Origin of the sequence: Caballeronia jiangsuensis (assembly GCF_046030135.1) — a bacterium.
Taxonomy (GTDB): domain Bacteria; phylum Pseudomonadota; class Gammaproteobacteria; order Burkholderiales; family Burkholderiaceae; genus Caballeronia; species Caballeronia jiangsuensis.
In genome coordinates this window covers 76,543-96,151 of sequence record NZ_JAQQDB010000031.1, presented here as the reverse complement: position 1 = coordinate 96,151, position 19,609 = coordinate 76,543, and the positions used below count along the sequence as shown (strand labels likewise).

20 protein-coding genes are annotated in these 19,609 nt (G+C 64.3%); 7 read left to right on the top strand and 13 right to left on the bottom strand.

Annotated elements, in window-relative coordinates; all coding sequences use genetic code 11:
• Window positions 1-47: 47 nt before the first annotated feature.
• From PQR08_RS27690 to norR, 7 genes are all read right to left on the bottom strand, one after another.
• Window positions 48-857, bottom strand: a complete 810-nt coding sequence (locus PQR08_RS27690) for a c-type cytochrome (protein WP_250484723.1) — start codon at window positions 855-857, stop codon at window positions 48-50.
• A complete protein-coding gene (locus tag PQR08_RS27685; RefSeq protein ID WP_250484724.1) occupies window positions 854-2,479 on the bottom strand; it encodes a cbb3-type cytochrome c oxidase subunit I in 1,626 nt (541 codons plus the stop codon). Before PQR08_RS27685 ends, PQR08_RS27690 begins: the two co-directional genes overlap by 4 nt.
• Window positions 2,469-3,035: a cupredoxin domain-containing protein gene (locus PQR08_RS27680; RefSeq protein ID WP_035503609.1), complete on the bottom strand. Its 567-nt coding sequence runs from the start codon at window positions 3,033-3,035 to the stop codon at window positions 2,469-2,471. Before PQR08_RS27680 ends, PQR08_RS27685 begins: the two co-directional genes overlap by 11 nt.
• 27 nt (window positions 3,036-3,062) lie before the next feature.
• A complete protein-coding gene (locus PQR08_RS27675; RefSeq protein ID WP_187606217.1) occupies window positions 3,063-3,233 on the bottom strand; it encodes a hypothetical protein in 171 nt (56 codons plus the stop codon).
• A 14-nt stretch (window positions 3,234-3,247) separates the two neighbouring features.
• Window positions 3,248-4,510 (bottom strand): c-type cytochrome, encoded by a 1,263-nt coding sequence (locus PQR08_RS27670; protein WP_408162993.1) that lies wholly within the window; start codon window positions 4,508-4,510, stop codon window positions 3,248-3,250.
• 12 nt (window positions 4,511-4,522) lie between these two features.
• The gene (locus tag PQR08_RS27665) at window positions 4,523-5,233 is read right to left on the bottom strand and encodes a c-type cytochrome (protein ID WP_035503611.1); all 711 of its coding nucleotides are present in this window, start codon (window positions 5,231-5,233) and stop codon (window positions 4,523-4,525) included.
• A 336-nt stretch (window positions 5,234-5,569) separates the two neighbouring features.
• The gene (norR, locus tag PQR08_RS27660) at window positions 5,570-7,171 is read right to left on the bottom strand and encodes a nitric oxide reductase transcriptional regulator NorR (RefSeq protein ID WP_250484725.1); all 1,602 of its coding nucleotides are present in this window, start codon (window positions 7,169-7,171) and stop codon (window positions 5,570-5,572) included.
• A 126-nt stretch (window positions 7,172-7,297) separates the two neighbouring features.
• On the opposite strand from norR, the gene hmpA reads away from it, so the two are divergent.
• From hmpA to PQR08_RS27625, 7 genes are all read left to right on the top strand, one after another.
• Window positions 7,298-8,479 carry an NO-inducible flavohemoprotein gene (gene hmpA / locus PQR08_RS27655; protein ID WP_250484726.1) on the top strand — a complete coding sequence of 394 codons (1,182 nt, stop codon included), beginning with the start codon at window positions 7,298-7,300 and terminating at the stop codon, window positions 8,477-8,479.
• Between the two features lie 205 nt (window positions 8,480-8,684).
• Entirely contained in the window at window positions 8,685-9,122 is a 438-nt protein-coding gene (locus PQR08_RS27650) for a carboxymuconolactone decarboxylase family protein (protein WP_187606213.1), read from the top strand.
• A gap of 16 nt (window positions 9,123-9,138) precedes the next feature.
• Window positions 9,139-9,543: a cupin domain-containing protein gene (locus PQR08_RS27645; protein ID WP_408162990.1), complete on the top strand. Its 405-nt coding sequence runs from the start codon at window positions 9,139-9,141 to the stop codon at window positions 9,541-9,543.
• A gap of 16 nt (window positions 9,544-9,559) precedes the next feature.
• Entirely contained in the window at window positions 9,560-10,504 is a 945-nt protein-coding gene (tehA, locus tag PQR08_RS27640) for a dicarboxylate transporter/tellurite-resistance protein TehA (protein ID WP_238291355.1), read from the top strand.
• A 7-nt stretch (window positions 10,505-10,511) separates the two neighbouring features.
• Window positions 10,512-11,741 carry an NnrS family protein gene (locus PQR08_RS27635; RefSeq protein ID WP_250484728.1) on the top strand — a complete coding sequence of 410 codons (1,230 nt, stop codon included), beginning with the start codon at window positions 10,512-10,514 and terminating at the stop codon, window positions 11,739-11,741.
• A gap of 75 nt (window positions 11,742-11,816) precedes the next feature.
• Window positions 11,817-11,960, top strand: coding sequence for a hypothetical protein (locus PQR08_RS27630; protein WP_250484730.1), 144 nt, complete (start codon window positions 11,817-11,819; stop codon window positions 11,958-11,960).
• A gap of 158 nt (window positions 11,961-12,118) precedes the next feature.
• A complete protein-coding gene (locus tag PQR08_RS27625; RefSeq protein WP_238213821.1) occupies window positions 12,119-12,295 on the top strand; it encodes a hypothetical protein in 177 nt (58 codons plus the stop codon).
• Window positions 12,296-12,518: 223 nt separating this feature from the next.
• On the opposite strand, the gene oxlT is transcribed toward PQR08_RS27625, so the two are convergent.
• The 6 genes from oxlT to oppB form a co-directional block, all read right to left on the bottom strand.
• Window positions 12,519-13,832 (bottom strand): oxalate/formate MFS antiporter, encoded by a 1,314-nt coding sequence (gene oxlT / locus PQR08_RS27620; RefSeq protein WP_187606208.1) that lies wholly within the window; start codon window positions 13,830-13,832, stop codon window positions 12,519-12,521.
• A gap of 342 nt (window positions 13,833-14,174) precedes the next feature.
• Window positions 14,175-15,536 carry an OprD family outer membrane porin gene (locus tag PQR08_RS27615; RefSeq protein WP_284509047.1) on the bottom strand — a complete coding sequence of 454 codons (1,362 nt, stop codon included), beginning with the start codon at window positions 15,534-15,536 and terminating at the stop codon, window positions 14,175-14,177.
• A gap of 273 nt (window positions 15,537-15,809) precedes the next feature.
• Complete coding sequence (oppF, locus tag PQR08_RS27610) at window positions 15,810-16,793, bottom strand: murein tripeptide/oligopeptide ABC transporter ATP binding protein OppF (protein ID WP_250484732.1); 984 nt, start codon at window positions 16,791-16,793, stop codon at window positions 15,810-15,812.
• Window positions 16,786-17,772 (bottom strand): ABC transporter ATP-binding protein, encoded by a 987-nt coding sequence (locus tag PQR08_RS27605; protein WP_250484733.1) that lies wholly within the window; start codon window positions 17,770-17,772, stop codon window positions 16,786-16,788. The genes oppF and PQR08_RS27605 overlap by 8 nt, the downstream gene beginning before the upstream one ends.
• A gap of 3 nt (window positions 17,773-17,775) precedes the next feature.
• A complete protein-coding gene (locus PQR08_RS27600; RefSeq protein ID WP_408162986.1) occupies window positions 17,776-18,666 on the bottom strand; it encodes an ABC transporter permease subunit in 891 nt (296 codons plus the stop codon).
• Window positions 18,667-18,676: 10 nt separating this feature from the next.
• Window positions 18,677-19,597 carry an oligopeptide ABC transporter permease OppB gene (gene oppB, locus PQR08_RS27595; protein ID WP_238291312.1) on the bottom strand — a complete coding sequence of 307 codons (921 nt, stop codon included), beginning with the start codon at window positions 19,595-19,597 and terminating at the stop codon, window positions 18,677-18,679.
• Window positions 19,598-19,609 lie beyond the last annotated feature (12 nt).

Sequence of the window (19,609 nt, the reverse complement as noted above, 5' to 3'; positions counted from 1 at the left end):
AAATCAGGATTCCATAGAAGCACAAGAAACCTCCCCCCAAAAACCCCTCACTTCACATTCGCATTCAACTCCCTCGCGTAATACATCGCCGCAGCATTGATCTCCTCCGACGTCATGTTGCGCGCAACATTGCGCATGACCCCATCGATATCATTCGTCCGCGTGCCATTAGCGAACGCGACCAACTGCGACTTGGTATAAGCCGCCGGCAAGCCATCGAGCCAGGGGCTGCCCGCTTTGCTATCGATGCCTCCATGACAAACCGCACATGGCACGACATTGCGCATCGGCGCCCCGTGCGCGACGATCGACGGCGCGAGCGTTTCGCTTACCTTGCGCTGCGCAGGCGGCCGCGGCAGGCTTGCGTAGTAAGCCGCGAGATCGCGCATGTCCTGATCGCTCAGGTTCATCGCCATCGGCGACATCACGGCGCTGTTACGCGCGCCCTTCTGAAAATCGATCAACTGCTTGTAAATCACCGACGCATACTGCCCCGCGAGATTCGGCGAATTCGCGTCGCTCATGCCGCGCTCGCCGTGGCACATCGTGCACCGCAAGGCGAGCGTCGCGCCGCGCCCGACCGAATTCGCACTCACGTTGACGAGCAACTGCGGCGTGACCTCGACACTCGTGAGCTTCACCTTCGGCTCGACGGCCGTGCCGCCCTCATACCAGTCGCGCGGCACGCCCGCCGCGCTGCAGATCGCGTTCCAGATGCCGGTGAACGGCGCGTCGCGATGCACCGAGGGCAGCCATACGAAACCGATCAGCGCCGACACCACCGCAATGGCGATCGTCCCCAACACGCTGACGGCGAACCAGCGGTTGCGGAATGTGAAGAGGCGTTCGTCGCTCATCGCTGCGCTCCGATCGGCACCGCGGGCACCGCCGTGTCCGAACGCGCGAGCAACTGCGCAATCGGATAGCCGTAGTTGACGAGCGTAAGCCCGATCATCAGCACGAGCCACAGCGCAAAACTGTTCAACGCGACGGGAAGCGTGCGCGGCTCATGCACCGCGCGGCTAAAGCGAAATTCCTCGATCGCCGTCTGCGGCGCGCGATGCGCCTTGATCAGGACGATGAAAAACAGCACCGCCGACACGACCAGAATCAGCCCGCCCAGCACCGAGATCACCACCGAGAGCGCTTGCGCGGCAATCGCCGGATCGCTGTAGTCGTAGAACGCCATGCGTCGCGGCATCCCCAGAATGCCGACGAAATGCCACGGGAACGTGAGCACGATCATGCCGATGAACCACAGCCACAACTGCCAGCGCATCAGCCTCACGCTCTGCAGCGCGCGGCCCGTCAGATGCGGCCACAGATCGTAGGCGATCACGAAGTACATGATGACGATCGCCCCGCCGAAGATCAGATGGAAATGGCCCGTCACCCATTGCGTGTTGTGGATCGTCGAGTCGAGCTGATAGCTCATGTTGATGAGCCCGCCCGCGCCGCCGAAACCGAGCATCACGAAGGAGAACGCGACGGCCAGCATCATCGGGTTGTCCCACGGCAACGCCTTGATCCAGCCGAGCGGCCCGCGTCCGCCGCGCAGCCGCGCCGCAATCTCCACCGATGCGCTGATCGTGAACACGGTCAGCAACGTCGGCACAGCGACGAGCGCGGTGAACACCGAATGCATGAACTTGAAGCCCGAACCCACTTGCGGATCGGCGAAAAGGTGATGAATGCCGATGGGCATCGACACGACCAGAAACAGGATGAACGAGATGCGCGCCATCGAATCGCTGTAGAGACGGCCGCCGATCGCGCGCGGAATGATCGTGTAGTACGCGATGTACGCGGGCATCAGCCAGAAGTAGACGATCGCGTGCAGCGTCCACGAGAAGAACACGCGCGCGAGGCCCGCGTCGATGGTCGACTTCCAGCCGATGGCCACGGGCAGGATCATGAACAGCACTTCGATCGCCGCGCCCACCGCCGTCCAGCCCCACAGATACGCGCCGGCCACGGTCGCGAACATCGCGAGCGGCACCGGTTTGCCGCGGTTCTCGCGCTTCCACGACGCGAGGTTCACCGACATCAGCGCGACCCACACCCACGAGCCGACCACCACGAACACGACGCCCACGTAATAGAACACGTTGCCGATCATCGGCGGATAGAAGGTGTACAGCACCGACGCGAGTCCCATCGCGACGGGCACCGTCGCCGTCACCGCTCCGACCGCGACGAGCCAGAAGCCGAGCCACGCCCAGCGCAGCCCGACGAGCGGGCGCTTGAGCGCGAGTTCGCTGACCGCGTAGCCGAAGCCCATCGCGATGAGCGTCGGGAACGCGTAGCCCATCACGGTGCCGTGCTCCGTCACCGAGCGATAGTAGAGCTCGGGATTCTGCAGCCACGGATGCAGCGGGCTGCGCACGAGCATCTGCCACGCGCCGAGCAAAAGCGCGACGCCGAAGGCGCCGAACGCCAGCCAGAAATGCGCGAGTACGAGGCGCTTGCTATTGAACACAGGACACTCTCCGCGAATTGGCCGGCATCTTGTCGGCCATCTGCATGAATTCGGCGCGGTCCACCACCTTCACGTGCGCCCACATGTTCTGATGCCCCGTGCCGCAGTACTCGTGGCACGGCATCAGATGCTCGCCGGGCTTGTCAAAAGTCGTCTTGAACGTCGAGACATAGCCCGGCTCCAGCATCGAATTGATATTCGTGTCGGTGATCAGAAAGCCATGCACGACATCCGAGCTCGTCGCGCGGAAAGTCACCGGCACACCCGCTGGCACGACAAGGCACTGCGGCGTGAACGAGTACTGCTGCGCGACGATGCGCACCGTCACCGAACCGTCCGTCTCCGGCGCGGTGCCGAGGTTGCTTTCGATGAATTCACCCGATACATGCAGCGTTTCGGGGCGAATCGTCTCGACGCGCGACGGCGGCATCATCGCCCAGTGCAGGCCGGTGTAGACGACCATGCCGACCAGCACGACGACGATCGCGAGAACGAGAATCGCCCAGCGCCGTTCGACCCGTTCGGCGACATCGTGCGAGCTTGGATTGATGGCCATATGCGATGCCTTAATGAACCTTGCGAATCATTGAATCACGCCACGCGGCAGGAACACGGCGAAGTAGAAGACGAACCAGAGGCCGATCACGATCGCGGTCGAGATGCCCGCGAGCGCAATCGCGCCCGACGGGCCGCGCTTCACGATTTCGTCGAGCGCCGCGTCCTGTTTCGCGATTTCATTCGGGTCTTCGGTCATGGTGTCGTCGATGCTCAATAAAGTGGCGCCGAACGCAGCTCGTTCACTTCCTTCACGGTGACCGGCGCGCCGTGGTTGCCCCACGCGGTGCGGATGTACGTGACCACCGCCGCGACCTCGACATCCGAGAGCGACTGCGCGAACGGCGGCATGCCGTAGGGCTTCGGGTTCTTGAATGTGCCGGGCGGATAGCCGCCGTTCAGCACCATGCGGATGGGGTTCACGGCCGAGTTCATCTCGATCGACTGATTGTTCGCGAGCGGCGGGAAATCGGGCGGCTTGCCCTGGCCCTGCGCGGCGTGGCATTCGGCGCATTGCGCGTCGTAGATCTTCTTGCCGAGCGGCGAGAGGCTCGTCTTTTCCTCGGCGACCGCCTGGCTCGGCGGCGGAGATTTGTCGCCGGAACGCGCGGGCAGCGCCTTCAGATAGACGGCCATCGCGCGCACGTCTTCCTCGGTCAGGTATTGCAGGCTGTCGTAGACGACTTCGGCCATCGGCCCGTAGACCGCGCCGCGATTTGACACGCCCGCATGCAGAAGACCGACGATGTCGTCGAGGCTCCAGTCGCCCAGCCCCGCTTCCTTGTTCGACGTGAGCGAAGGCGCGTACCAGTTCTGAATCGGGATCAGGCCGCCTTCGAACGCCTTCGATTTCACGTTGCCGCCGAGCGCGTTGATGGCCGTATGGCACATCGAGCAGTGTCCCAGACCTTCCACCAGATAGGCGCCGCGATTCCATTCGACCGATTGCGACGCATCGGGCTTATACACGCCTTCCCTGAAGAAAAGCGAACGCCACCCGAGCAGGAGCTCACGATGATTGAACGGAAACCGCAGCTCGTGCGGCCGGTTCGGCTGATGCACCGCCGGCGTGGACATCAGGAATGCGTAGATCGCATCGGAATCGGCGCGCGTGACGTTTGTATACGACGTGAAGGGCATCGCCGGATAGAGCAGCGAGCCGTCGCGCGACTTGCCCGTGTGCATCATCGTGTAGAACTCTTCGGCGGTCCATTTGCCGATGCCCGTGTCCTTGTCCGACGAGATGTTGGGCGTATAGAGCGTGCCGAAGGGCGTGTCCATCGGGCGGCCGCCGCCGAACGTCTTGCCCGCGGGCAGCGTATGACACGCGATGCAGTCGCCCGCGCGCGCGAGATATTCGCCGCGCTTGACGGTGGCCGCGTCCGCGCCTTGCGCCACAGCGTGTTCGATCGGCACGGCGCACGCCGCCAGGAAGACCGCGACGGTCAGCGCTCGGAAATGTCGAAATCGGAGCACGTCGGGTCCTCGTTAGTTATGGACGCTGCCGCACGCGAGCGGCATCTTGAACGAGCCGGCAGCGACCGGCACCGGGTCCGACGGCGCGGGCAGCGACGCGAGATACGCCGCGATCGCGGTGATGTCGCGGTCGTTCAGCAGCTTCGCGACCTGCCCCATGCAATCCGGCGCGACGGTCGAGCGCGTGCCGTAACGCCACGCGCCGAGTTGCGCGCTGATGTAGTCGGCATGCAGGCCGAGAAGGCCGGGGATCGCGGGCTCCATGCCCGTCATCGACGCGCCGTGGCAGCTCACGCAGGCGGGCACCTTGCGCGACGCGTCGCCTTTCGTGACGAGCGTCTTGCCAAGATCAAGCGTCTTCGCATCGACCCTGACGGGCGCGGGCGGCGCGAACGGCGGGCGCTCGCTCGCGAAGTAATCGGCGATCTGCTTCAGGTACGCGTCGGGCAGATACGCGAGCAGGTAGTTCATCGGCGGATACTTGCGCCGGCCGTCGCGAAAGGCGAGGAGCTGGTTGTACAGATAACCGGCGGGCTTGCCGGACAGACGCGGGAAATAATCGTTGTCGGTGCCCTCGCCGTGCGCGCCGTGACAGGCCGCACAGCCCATCACGCGGGCCTGCATGGTATCGGGCGCGCGTTCGAGTGCCGCGTCCGCCGCGAACGCGCCGAAGCTGAAAAACGCGAAAAGCGCGGATAAAAAGAAACCGCAGAGCTTTGCCACGTTTCGCACGTAACCCCCGTTGTCGATTTGCCGTGTTCGAGTTGCCGGACGTGTGAGGCGTGCATCCGACGCGGTTCTTCAGGGCGCTGCGATGTTCTTGGTGCCGATGGGTTGCGCTTGGCTTTTCTGATCTTAGAAGAGACAGCCCGTTTTTCCCAGCTTGGCGATTGTCTCAATGCACGACGCCGACGCGCTTGACACAACTCAATGTTTTTTGCGTTTGAACAATGAAACGCATTTTTTTGAGACAGTAAATTGCTTGAGTTCGATCGGCGGAGGTTTGCGGGTCGCGACTTTGAATGATCGGAGCGATAATTTCAAGATACGCGATGCGGTTCACTTGAGGCCGAGACGCCTGGCGAGCCGATTGAGATTCGCGCGATCCAGACCGAGCTCACGCGCCGCCGACGCCCAGTTCTGGTTGTGACGCTTCAGCGCATCGAGGACGAGCGAGCGCTCGTAGGCCGTCACCGCGTCGCGGAAATCGGTGCCCGGCGCGGGCAACGGCGATGCCTGCGCCGGCGGTGTGCTGTCCGCGGCCATCACGCCGTCGCCATTGAGCATCAGATCGGCGGCGGTGAGCGTGAGGATGCGCGGACGTTCCCGATGCGCCGCCAGCGCCTTCAACGCGCTGCGCCCGATCAGATGCTCCAGCTCGCGTACGTTGCCGGGCCAGCGATACGCGAGCAGCGCGGCCTGCGCGTCGGCGGAAAGGCGCAGGCTGAGCAGGCCGAGACGCGAGCGGTTCTCTTCGAGAAAGTAGCCCGCGAGCAGCAGGACATCGCGTCCGCGCTCGCGCAACGGCGGCACCACGAGCGGATACACCGACAGCCGATGATAAAAATCCGCCCGAAAGCGCCCTTCGCGCACTTCGTCGGCGAGATCGCGATTGGTCGCGGCGATGAGCCGCACATCGACCTTGTGCTCGTTGTCCGAACCGATGCGCTGCAACTGCCCGTTCTGCAGCACGCGCAGAAGTTTCGCCTGGACGGGCAGCGGCAGTTCGCCCACTTCGTCGAGAAAGAGCGTGCCGCCGTCCGCGAGCTCGAACTTGCCGCGCCGGTCCGACGACGCCCCCGAGAAAGCGCCGCGCACGTGCCCGAACAACTCGCTCTCGACGAGCGTATCCGGCAGCGCCGCGCAATTCAGGCTGACGAGCGGCTTGTCGGCGCGCGGCGACAGCGCGTGGATCTCGCTCGCGACGAGTTCCTTGCCGACGCCCGTCTCGCCGGCGATGAGCACAGTCAGTTCGCTCGACGCGACGATCGCGATTTCCTCCAGCAAGCGGTTATGCGGCCCGCTGCTGCCGATCATTTCGCGCCGCCGCGGCCCGCTCGCCTGCCGGTAAACCTCCGCGCGCTGACGCTCGGCCTCACCTCGTTTCGCGAGCGTATCGATGCGCTCGGCCACGCGCACGGTCGCCGCCGCGAGACTGAGAAACGCCTGCAGCGAGGCCATGTCGATGTTGTCGAAGCGCGCCGGATCGAGCGCGTCGAGCGTCAGCAGGCCCCAGGCGCGCCCATTGATGAGGAGCGGGCAACCGAGGCAGTCATGCACTTCGAGATGGCCGCTCACGCCCTTGACGAGGCCGTCGTAGGGATCGGGAAGGTCGGAGCTGGCGGCGAAGCGCGTCGGCGCCTCCTGCGCGAGGATGCGCGCGAATCGCGGATGTTCGCTCACGCGAAAGCGCCGGCCGAGCGTATCGCTCGACAAACCGTCGATGGCGAGCGGCACCAGCGTGTCGCCGTCGAGCCGCAGCAGCGCGGTGGCGTCGCCGGGAAAGAGCGCGCGAAGCGTGTGCAGCAAGCGGCGGTAGCGCTCCGTCTCGGGCATCTCGCTCGATAGGTCCTCGATCAGCGGAACGAGCGCGTCGAGCAGCACCCGCGAAGTCATTGCGACTACTTCCGTAGTCTTTTGGACTAGAGTCGAATCGACCATGAATACCAATAAGCAATTGATTTATCTACGATTCTACTCTGGCACGGTTCGTGTATGAGAAATATCCGAAGAATTTCGATGCGGAAGCGCCCGCTTCCGCCTTTCATCACAACGAGGAACCGAAGAATGCTGTCAGCCGAACACCGTGCCATCGTCAAGGCAACCGTCCCTCTTCTGGAAAGCGGCGGCGAGGCGCTCACCACGCATTTCTACAACAAGATGCTCACCGAATACCCCGAAGTGCGCCCGATGTTCAATCAGGCGCACCAGGCAAGCGGCGCGCAGCAACGCGCGCTCGCCAACGGCGTGCTGATGTACGCGCGCCATATCGACGAACTGGAGAAGCTCGGCGGCCTCGTCGGCCAGATCATCAACAAGCACGTCGCGCTGAACATCCTGCCGGAGCATTATCCGATCGTCGGAAGCTGCCTGCTCAAGTCGATCCGCGAAGTGCTCGGCGAGGAAATCGCCACCGACGCTGTCATCGAGGCATGGGCCGCCGCGTATGGGCAACTCGCCGATCTGCTGATCGGGCTCGAGGAAGGCATCTACAGCGAGCGCGAAAACGCGCCGGGCGGATGGCGCGGCACGCGACGTTTCGTCGTCGCCCGCAAGGAACAGGAAAGCGACGAAATCACGTCGTTCTATCTCGTGCCCGAAGACGGCGGCGCGCTGCTCGACTTCCATCCGGGTCAGTACATCGGTCTGCGCGTGCTGATCGATGGCGACGAACTGCGCCGCAACTACTCGCTCTCGGCCGCGCCGAACGGCCGCGAATATCGCATCAGCGTGAAGCGCGAGCCGAACGGCAAGGTGTCGAACTTTCTGCACGAAAACGTTCGACAGAACAACGTGCTCGATCTCTTTCCGCCCGCCGGCGACTTCAAGCTCGCACATGGCGAGAAGCCGCTCGTGCTGATCAGCGGCGGTGTCGGCATCACGCCGACGCTCGCGATGCTGCAAGCCGCGCTCGAAACAAAGCGCCCGGTGCACTTCATCCACTCGGCGCGGCACGGCGGCGTGCATGCGTTCCGTGCGGCCATCGAGGAACTGGCGGCGCGCCATCCGCAGCTCAAGCGCTTCTACTGCTACGAGCGCAAGCGCGACGGCGATCATGAAGCGCATGGCATCGGTTTCGTCGACGAAAAGCTGCTCGACACGTGGCTGCCGAAGAACCGCGATGTCGATGCGTATTTCCTCGGCCCGAAGGCGTTCATGAAGGCGGTGAAGAAGCATCTGAAGACGCTCGGCGTGCCCGAGGCGCAGAGCCGTTACGAGTTCTTCGGCCCCGCCGCGGCGCTCGACTGACTGCGCGCGTGAGGCTGCGTCCATCGACCCGCGGCATATTGGGCCGCGGGTTTTTTTGCGCCCTCACTTCAACGGAAAGCGGCCGTTTAGTGGTCACCTGAAATTCCAGAAAATCGGTCATTTCAAAAAGCCACCCGGAAGCCTAATCTTCTCTTGCCGCGCCGCTTTGGCGCACTTTCCAAACCCAAGCAAAGAGGATACTTCAATGGAACCCCGTCTCGACTTCTACAAGGCCAGCCCCGCCGCGATCAAGGCGCTCGTCGGCGTCGAAGAGCGTATCGCCAAGTCGGCGCTCGAAAAATCGCTGACCGAACTGGTGCGCCTGCGCGCATCGCAGATCAACGGCTGTGCGTTCTGCGTCGACATGCACACGACCGATGCGCGCAAGGGCGGCGAAACGGACCGGCGTCTCGCGACGGTGGTGGTGTGGCGCGAGACGCCGTTCTTCACCGATCGCGAACGCGCGGCGCTCGCCTGGACCGAGGCGCTCACGCTGGTGTCGCACGACCACGTGCCCGACAGCGTGTGGGAGGCCGTGAAGCCGCATTTCAGCGACGAGGAAATCGTCGACCTGACGCTGCTCATTTCCGCGATCAACAGCTGGAACCGCTTCGCTATCGCGTTCCGCAAGACCCCTGCTTGAGGACATCGACATGAGCATGCGCAAGTCTTTGGTTCTGGCGGCCGCGCTGATGATCGGCGCGGCGCATGCCGGCGCGCACGACACCACGGGCGCGGAGGTCGTCGCGCCGGTGATGAAGCAGGCCATCCCCGAGGCAGCCGGCAAGAACGTGCTGATGGCGACCGTCTCCTACAAGCCGGGACAGGCGTCGGAAGCGCATATGCATCCGGGGTCGATCTTCGCTTACGTGCTCGAAGGCCATGTGACCTCGCAGCTCGAAGGTTCGGCCGCGAAGACGTACGGTCCCGGCGAATCGTGGTACGAAGCGCCGGGCGCGCATCACATCGTATCGAAGAATGCGAGCGCGACGAAGCCGGCGAAGCTGCTCGTGTTCGCGATCGTCGGCGAGAAAGATCCGGTCAAGCAGCCGATTCCGCACTGACCGGGGCGATGACATCGTGAACCGACCGCGCGTCCCCGCTTCGCTCTTCAGCATCGTGCTCGGCCTGTCCGGGCTCGGGCAATCGTGGCGCGTCGCGGTGCGGCTGTGGCACGCGCCGGCGGTCGCGGGCGAGGCGGTGCTCGCCGCCGCGACGCTCGTTTGGGGCGCGCTCGTGCTCGCGTACGGCGCGCACGCGCTGCGCGATCCGGCGCGCGTCGCCGATGAATTCGCGCATCCGGTCGGCGGCGCGACGCCCGCGCTCATCGGCATTTCGACGTTCCTCATCGCGCAGGCGGTGCTGCCGTATTCGCGGCCGCTCGCCTGGCTTCTGACGATCGCGGGCATCGCATGGCATCTCGCGTTCGCCGTGTGGCATACGGGCAGGTTGTGGCAAGGCGGCCGCGAAATCGCCGATACCGCGCCGACGATCTATCTGCCGACCGTCGCCGGCAACTTCACCGGCGCGGCGGCGCTCGGCGCGCTCGGCGCCGCCGACTGGGCGTGGCTGCTGCTCGGCGCGGGCGTCTTCTCGTGGCTCGCGCTCGAACCGCTCGTGATCCGCAGGCTGTGGCATCGCGAGCCGATGCCGGTTGCAGAGCGCCCGCTCGTCGGCATCCAGTTCGCGCCGCCGGTCGTGTGCGCGGCAGCCGTGCTCGCCGTCGAACCGGGTTCGACGGATCGCTGGCTCGTGATGCTGCTCGGCTACGGGCTTTTTCAGTTGCTCGTCGGCTTGCGGCTGAAATCGTGGCTCGGCGCGCAGCCGTTCGCGTATTCGTGGTGGGCGTACAGCTTCGGCGTGGCATCGGGGACGCTCGCATGCGTGAAGCTCGCGCTCGCCGGCGTGCCCGTGGCGCACGCGCTCGCATTGCCGATGTTCGTCGGCGCGAATCTTTTCATCGGATATTTGTGCGTGCGCTCGCTCGCGTGCCTGGCGCTCGCGCGCACGACGGTTTCATCGTGAGGACGTCATGAAGATCGCAGAACCCAACACCGTTTTCGTCGCGGCGCCGCTAAAGCGCGATCCCAATCATCGGCGGCGCGTCGCGCTGCTCGATCTCGGCTTCCGGCCGTTCTATCTGTGCGGCGCGGCGTTCGGCGCGCTCGCGTTGACGGTGTGGCTGCTCGTGCTGTCGGGCGTGCCGCTTTCCGGCGGCTATCTGCTGCGCGCAGACCCGATCGGCTGGCACGCGCACGAAATGGTGTTCGGGTTCGCGGCGGCGATCATCGTCGGCTTTTTGCTGACGGCCGTGCGCGCATGGACCGGACGCGACACGGCGAACGGCGCGACGCTCGCCGCGCTCATGCTGCTGTGGCTCGCCGGGCGCGTGCTCGTGTGGAGCGGCCCCGCGCTGCCGGCCGCGATCGTCGATAGCGCGTTCCTGCCCGTCGCCGCGCTCCTGTTGCTCCGCGTGCTCGTGAAGGCAGGCAACCGGCGCAATTATTTTCTCGCCGTCGTGCTGCTCGCGTTCGGCGCGCTGAACGCCGCGTTTCATGGCTTTGCATTCGACACGCGCGCCGATCTCTCGATGCGCGCCGTGTATGCGTCGGCGGGCATCGTCGTACTGCTCGTCAGCGTGATCGGCGGGCGCGTGATTCCGATGTTCACCGCCAACGCGATTCCCGGCTTCGTCGCGCGGCGCTGGCGCATCGTCGAATCGATGCTCGCGCCGCTCACGCTCGCCGCGTTCTTCGCGGATGCCTTCGCGCTCGATGCCGCAATCGTCGCGCCGCTCGCCTTGCTGGCGTGCGCCGTGCACCTCGCGCGCATGATCGGCTGGCGCTCGTACGCGGTGCGCGGACGGCCGATTCTCGCGATCCTGCATCTCGCCTACGCATGGCTGCCGCTCGGCTTCGCGCTGCTTGCGCTTTCGGCGTTCGGATGGACGCGCGTGCCCCATAGCCTCGCGATGCATGCGTTCGCGGCCGGCGCGATCGGCGGTGCGATCATCGCGATGATCACGCGCACCGCGCGCGGGCATACGGGACGTCCGCTCGTCGCGGACAAGCGCGATGTCGCGTGCTATGCGCTCGTGATGGCGGCGGGCGCGCTGCGCGTGCTCGGGCCGCTCTGCGTGCCTGCCTGGCAATCGACGTGGATCTTCGCTGCGGGCATCTGCTGGGTGCTCGCGTTCGCGCTCTATGTCGCGGCTTATGCGGCGCCGCTCTGGAAGCCGCGCGCGGATGGCAAGCCGGGTTGAATCGGCGACATTGTTTGACATCGGGATACGGCGGTTCCGCGAGAATCGCGTTCCGTTCTCCGTTCCGATGTCACCATGAAGCACCTTCGTTTTCTCGGCGCCGCGGCGACGCTCATCGCTGCTTCACTCACGCTTTCCGGCTGCGGCCTTTTCGGGTGCAGCGGCTTCGCTACCAATGGCGGCGGTTTCGGCGGCTGCAGCGTCGGCACCCGCTTCTGATTCGCCGCCCCTCCACATGCGGGGCTCGCATCGTCTATCTCCTGAATAATCGCGGTCTCCCCGCGCGAGCCGGGTTTGCCTGCTTGCCCTTCGCGACGACACTACGTTCATTGGGCAACCGTCGGCGATATCCGAAGCCGGCATCGACTGGAGGCAGCATGAACGCTCACGCAAGTCTGGTTCTTCTCGCTCTCGTATCGCCGGCGTGCGCGCTGGCATTCCGGGCGTGGGTCGCCAGCATCGACACACGCGTGCCGCGCCTCGCGTATTGCGCCGCGCGTCGAGGCGTGTCGAATCCGCGGCGTCATCTGCTTTCGTTTCGCGCGTCGCCGTAGTCCGCGACGGCGCCGAACGCCCATCCTGCTGCCGCGGGATCGCTCGAATCACGGGGATAAGGGAGCGAGGAGACCACCTGCCGGCGGCAAGACAAAAAGCGTATCCGCGACGCGGCGCGAAAACGCCGCACATCAGTCGCAAGCCGCGGAAAGCGCGAGCTCGATAACTAGAAAACGGGCGACACGCCGGGTCGCCCGCCCAGCCGACATCACGGCTTCGCCATCATTCCTTCACTGTCGTGTACGACATGTCGAGCGACGCCGCACGCGCATGTTTCTGCGAATGCGCGTTACGCATCGGCTTCAGCACGAAGAGCGCGAGCAGCGCCGATAGCGCCGCCATGCCCGCCGCGAGCATGAACACCGCGTGCCAGCTTCCGGTCATCGACGTGATGACGCTCGAGAACGGGACGAGCAACGCGGCCGTGCCCTTCGCGGTGTAGAGCAGACCTGCGTTGGTCGCCGCGAATTTCGGGCCGAAGGTATCGCCGCACGTCGCCGGGAACAGGCTGTAGATTTCGCCCCACGCGAAGAACACGATGCCGGTCAGCACGACGAACGCCACCGGATCGTGCCCGTACTTCGACAGCGCGACGATGCCCACCGCTTCGATCGCGAACGCCATGAACATCGTGTTTTCCCGCCCGATCCGATCCGAAACCCAGCCGAAGAACGGTCGCGTCAGGCCGTTGAGCACGCGGTCGATGGTGAGCGCGAAGGTCAGCGCGGGCAGCGTCAGACCGAGTATCGACACGGGCGAATCGTGCAGCCCGAAGTCCTTCGCAATCGGCCCGAGCTGCGCCGTCGCCATCAGGCCGCCTGCGGCCATCATCACGAACATCAGGTACATGACCCAGAAGATCGGCGACGCCAGCACCTGTTTCGGGCTCGCGTTGTAGACGGCCGCCTTGACCGCGCTCTTCACCGACGCGATCATCTGCGCGGGCGGCGCATAGAGCGCCATGCCGAGCAGGAACACGATCAGCCCCTGACCGAGACCGAACCAGAGGAACGTCGCTTCATAGCCGCTCGACTTGATCATGTGCGCGATCGGCACGACAGTCGCAGCCGAGCCCATCCCGAAGCCCGCCGCCGTGATGCCCGCGGCCAGTCCGCGCCGCGCCGGGAACCACTTGAGCGCGTTGCCGACGCACGTGCCGTACACCGCGCCCGCGCCGACCCCGCCGACAGCCGCGGCGAAGTACAGAAGCGGCAGCGACGACGCCACCGAGTTGATCGCCCACGCGATCGCGCACAGGAGGCCGCCGCCGACCACGACGGGACGCGGCCCGTACTTGTCGACGAGATAGCCTTCCACCGGCACGAGCCATGTCTCCGTCACGACGAAAATCGTGAACGCCACCTGAATGGCCGCGCGGCCCCAGTGGTACTTCTCGTCGATCGGGTTGACGAAGAGCGTCCAGCCATACTGCATGTTCGCGATCATCGCCATGCAAATCACACCGAAAACCAACTGCACCCACGGCGACGCCAGGCGCGACGCCTTTTCATCGCGGCCCATCTGGTTCATTCCCATGCCTGTCTCCTTGGCAAATTGCCTTGTGTACTTGGACGTCGAACGACGCCTCCCGCGACGCGGTGCATGCTGCGTCGCATATACACAGTATGTGATATATCAAGTAAGTCAAGCGAAAGAAATGACGGGGTTTTCACTTAGGAAGTCGCACTTCGTAAGCGCATGAAAGCTGCAGTGAACGCGGATTGAACAGACGAAAAAAAGCCCGGCAGAGACAGGCCTGCCGGGCGATGAGCGTGGCGAGACATGGCAATCCGCAGCACGCACTCTCTTTATAAATGAAAGTTAAACGTAATGTAAAGGGGTATTTTTGTATGGTTCGAGTTTTACGCGTTCGACAGTCTAGAACACGTTCACGGGCACGTTGACCATCAGGCGATACACATCGCTGGTGCCGTCCGGATAGTAGGCGCTGTTGCTGTGATGGTGCATGTAGTAGAACTTGACCGATGTGTTCTTGAACTTGCCGTCCGGGATCGTGTAGCTCGGAATCACGCCGATTTCGTAGTGCGTGCCCTGCAGTGGCTGGCCATTCCCAACGCTGCCGCCCGACCAGTAGTTACCCGCCTGCGCCGAGCCGCCGTTGGCCATCGCGCTGCCATCGGCATCCCAGCCATACGCACCCCACATCGTGAACTTGAGACCCGGTACGCCGTACTCCTTCATGTTGAGCGAATACGACAGGCTCAGCGATTTTTCATGCGGCTGGTTGTAGTCCACATCGAGCGAGTTCGACAGATAATCGCCCGCCGACTGGCCCATGTAGTCGAAGGTCTGATCGCTCACGATCTGCTGGAACGCGACCTGCACCGTATGCGCGCCGTGCGTGCCGGCAAGCGCCAGCGAATACGCGTTGTTGTTGATCGAGCCTTGCCGCTTGTCGCCGATCGCGCCCGTGTAGTAGTAGTTCAACGAGCCCGTCCAGCGGACACTTTTCGGATCGCCGATGCTCTGCGTCGCCGTCAGGTAGTACTGCTGCCACACGTTGTTCGCGACGCTGCCATAGAGCGAGACCGAGGTATCGTCACCGTGCGTCCAGTCGCCGCCGAAGTACGTGAACTGCGAGACATGCGTGCCGCCGTATTCCGTCGTGAGACCGGTAACAGTCGTCATGCCGCGCGCGAGCACGCCGTCCACCGTGCCTGCCTTCAGCGTGAGGTTCTTGATCTCGTCGCTTGCAAGCGAGAAGCCGCGATAGGTCGGCGGCAACGCGCGGTTGTCGTGCGGCACGAGGAACGGATTGTCGAACAGTTGCTGACCGTATTTGAGCACGGTGTTCGACACGCGCGCCTTCACATCCCACACGCCCGGATAGGCCCACGCCAGCTGATTCGATCCGCCGCCGTCCGTGCCGACGTGAACGCGATTGCCCGCCCCCACGCCGCCGTTCAGCTTGAACGCGCCGAAGAGCGACACGTCGCCGCCCAGCCCGATCAGCCCTTTCGTATAGCCCGATTCGAACACCGCCTGCGCGCCAAGAACCCACGCGTCCTTCTTGCCCGCGCCCTTGAATTCGTCATGTTCGGTAAAGGAGCGCATCAGCACGTTGAAGTGCGAATCCTCGATAAAGCCTTTCGATTTCGCCTGGCTGCTCACCGGCGCATCCGCCCCGGTGTTGGGCGGCGAATCCGGCGGCGCTTCGGTGTGACGCGAAGGCGGCTCAGTATCGGTTTCATCGGCTTGCGCGGCAACCGCGGCGGCCATGAAACCGCTGAACAACAAAATCGATAGCGCGAGTGAGTGTTTTTGTTTTTTCACGAAAAAAGTCTCCACTTATATTGATTCAACTGCTAACGGCTTGATCGAAACTAAGGATTGCAAAACGCCTCGCCCGGCGACGCGAAAAAGCGTCGAGGCGTACAGGCGGATGAACGAAGCAAGGGATGAGCGGCGCATGGCCGCCCGGTTATCGGACGTTATTTATTGCGGGTGTCTTCCTCGGATATCGTTGGTTTTCTAATTGGCGCGAGTCGCCGTTCAAGCAAACAGGCACGCCGCCGATGAGTCGGCCCCGAGCGCGCGCAAGGCAGGCACTTCCTGCGAGCAACGCGCCTGCGCCATCGGGCATCGTGTATGGAACACGCAGCCCGAAGGCGGATCGATCGGGCTCGGAATATCGCCGGACAGAATCTGCACGGTCTTGGCACGCTCGACCGCCGGATCGGGCACCGGCACCGCCGACAACAGCGCGCGCGTGTACGGATGGCGCGGCGTGTCGTAGAGCGCGTGCTTATCAGCGAGCTCCATCACGCGGCCGAGGTACATCACCATCACGCGATCGGAGATGTGACGCACCACGGCGAGATCGTGCGCGATGAAGATCAGCGCGAGCTTCATCTCCCTTTGCAGCGACTTGAGCAGATTCACGATCTGCGCCTGAATCGACACATCGAGCGCCGACACCGGTTCATCGCAGATGACGAGCTTCGGCTCGACGATCAGCGCGCGCGCAATGCCGATACGCTGACACTGCCCGCCCGAGAACTCGTGCGGATAGCGGTTGATCATCTGCTCGCGCAGGCCGACCTTCGCCATCATCGCGCGCACGCGTACGTCGATTTCCTGCTTGTCCATGCCCGGCCGATGCTCGACGAGCGGTTCCGCGATGATCTGTCCGACCGTCATGCGCGGATCGAGCGACGCGAGCGGATCCTGAAAGATCATCTGCACGTCGCCGCGCACGCGATGCCATTCGCGCGCCGATGCGCCCGAGAGCGTCGCGCCCATCCATACGATGTCGCCGGCGGTCGCGGGAATGAGGTTCAGGATCGCGCGCGACAGAGTGGACTTGCCGCAGCCCGATTCGCCGACGACGCCGAGCGTCTCGCCCGCCTTCAGCTCGAAGCTCACGCCGTCGACGGCCTTCAGCGTGCGGCGCGGCGCCCACGGCAAGCGGTTCTTCGACTTCACCTGAAAATGCACGCGCATGTCGCGCACGGAGAGAATCGTCGCGTCAGACATGGCTCGCTTCCTTTGTGACTTGATGAACCGGACGATGACAGGCCCGCAGCCAGCCAGTTTCGACGGCCTTCAGCGCGGGCGCATCGACGGCGCATTCGTCGCTGGCATCGGCGCAGCGCTCGTGGAACGGACAGCCCGCCGGCGGATGCGCCATGTTCGGCGGATTGCCCGGAATGCCGGTCAGCTCGCCGCCAGCGTGATCGAGTCGCGGCAGCGCGCGCAGCAGGCCGATGGTGTACGGATGCGAAGGCTTCGCGAACAGCGTGGCGGCATCGCACTGCTCCATCACGCGGCCGCCGTACATCACCATTACTTTTTCGCATAGCCCGGCGACCACGCCGAGATCGTGCGTGATCAACACGATCGACGTGCCGAAGTCGTGTTGCAGGTTACGCAGCAGTTGCAGGATCTGCGCCTGTACGGTGACGTCGAGCGCGGTGGTCGGCTCGTCGGCGAACAGCACTTCGGGCTCGCACAGCAAGGCCATCGCGATCATCACGCGCTGGCGCATGCCGCCCGACAGCTCGTGCGGATACTGCCCGATGCGATGCGCCGCCTCCGGAATGCGCACGGCTTCGAGCATCGAGATCGCGCGTTTCTTCGCTTCGCGGCGCGTGACGTTCTTGTGCAGCTCCAGCACTTCGGTCATCTGCCGCTCGATCGTGAGATACGGATTGAGCGAGCTCATCGGGTCCTGGAAGATCATCGAAAGGCGATTGCCGCGGATGCGGTTCATCGCGCGATCCGACATGCCGATGAGATTTTCGCCGCGATACATCGCACGTCCGCGCGCGCGCCCGTTCGATGCGAGCAGGCCGAGCATCGCGAGCACGCTCTGGCTCTTGCCCGAGCCCGATTCGCCGACGATACCGAGCGTCTCGCCCTCTTCCAGCGTGAAGTTCACGCCGTTCACGGCGCGCACGTTGGCGTCGTGCGTGCTGAATTCGACCTGCAGATCGTTGACTTCGAGTAGCGGCATGGCTCACCTGTCCTTCGGATCGAGCGCGTCGCGCAGCCCGTCGCCGACAAAGTTGATGCAGTAGAGCGTGATCGACAACAACGCCGCCGGGAACAGCAGAATCCACGGCGACGACTCCATCACGCCGACGCCGTCCTGGATCAGCACGCCCCAGCTCGTCATCGGTTCCTGCACGCCGAGTCCGAGGAACGACAGCACCGATTCCGTGAGGATGACGGCGGGCACAGTGACGGTCGTATAGATCGCGACGATGCCGAGCAGATTCGGCACCACATGCCGCGCGATGATGCGCCGCGTCGGCACGCCGATCGCGCGCGCCGCCTCGACATACTCCTTCAAGCGGATCGAGAGCGTCTGGCCGCGCACCACGCGCGCCATGTCCATCCACGAAAAGATCGTGATGGTGATGACGACGAGATAGAACTCGCGGCCGAGCAGCGTCACCATCAGAATCGCGATGAGCAGATACGGAATGGCGTACATCATGTCGACGATGCGCATCATCGCGTTGTCGATGCGTCCGCCGACGAAGCCCGCGATCGCGCCCCACACGATGCCGAGCGTGACCGACGTGAGCGTCGCGAGCGCGCCGATCATGAGCGAGACGCGGCCGCCGATCAGGCAGCGCACGAGCAGATCGCGGCCGGTGTCGTCAGTGCCGAAGAGATGCCAGTTCGCGAGCGTGGGCGCGACGCTCGTCGCGTTCCAGTCGGTGGAATCGAACTCGTTCGGCAGGAGCCACGGCCCGACGATGCACGCGAGCGTGATCAGAACGAGCAGGATCAGGCTCACGACGGCGGCCTTGTTGCGCAGGAAACGCGCGCGCGCGTCCTGCCACGGGCTGCGGCCCGCGACCGCCTTTTCGAGCATCGGTGCAAGAGAAGCAGATTTCATCGCGCGCCCTTCAATAACGGATCTTCGGGTCGAGCCACGCATACGCGAGATCGACCAGCAGGTTGAGCAGCACCGCCACCACCGTGACCAGCACGACGAGGCCGAGCACGAGCGTGTAATCGCGATTGGCCGCGCCGTTCACGATCAGCTTGCCGATGCCCGGCAGCGAGAACACCGATTCCGTGACGACCGCCGCCGTGATCGACGAAATGGCGAGCGGCCCGATCACCGATACGACCGGAATCAGCGTCGGCTTCAACGCATGACGCAGGACGACGGTGCGCATCGGCAATCCTTTGGCGCGGGCGGTGCGGATGTAGTTCGTGTTCAGCACTTCGATCAGGCTCGCACGCGTCACGCGGCCGACCGTCGCGACATTGATCATCGCGAGCAGCGCGATGGGCAGCGCCATGTAGCGCAACTGGAAGTCGTTCCAGCCGCCTGCTGGCAGCCACTTCAGCAGGATCGCGAAGACGAGGATCAGCACCGGCCCGAGCACGAACGACGGGAACGCATTGCCCGCGTTGCTGACGAGCATGAGCGTGTAGTCCGCGATGCTGTTGCGACGCAGCGCCGCCACGACGCCCAGCGCGACGCCGATCACGATGGCGAGGAGCATCGACACGCCCCCGATCGTGAGCGACACCGGCAGCGCCCGCAGCACGAGGTCGTTCACGCTCCAGTCGGCATAGCGGAACGATGCGCCGAGATCGCCGTGCAAAAGACCGTCGAGATAGAACAGATACTGCTTCCACAACGGCTCGCCGAGGTGGTACTTCGCCTGCAGGTTCGCGAGCACTTCGGCGGATACCTTGCGCTCGCCGTCGAACGGGCCGCCCGGCGTCGCATGCAAGAGCAGATAGCAGACCGTCACGACGATCAGGAGCGTCGGCAGCGTGAGCAGCACGCGCCGCAATGTGTAGGACCACATGAGCGATTTCTC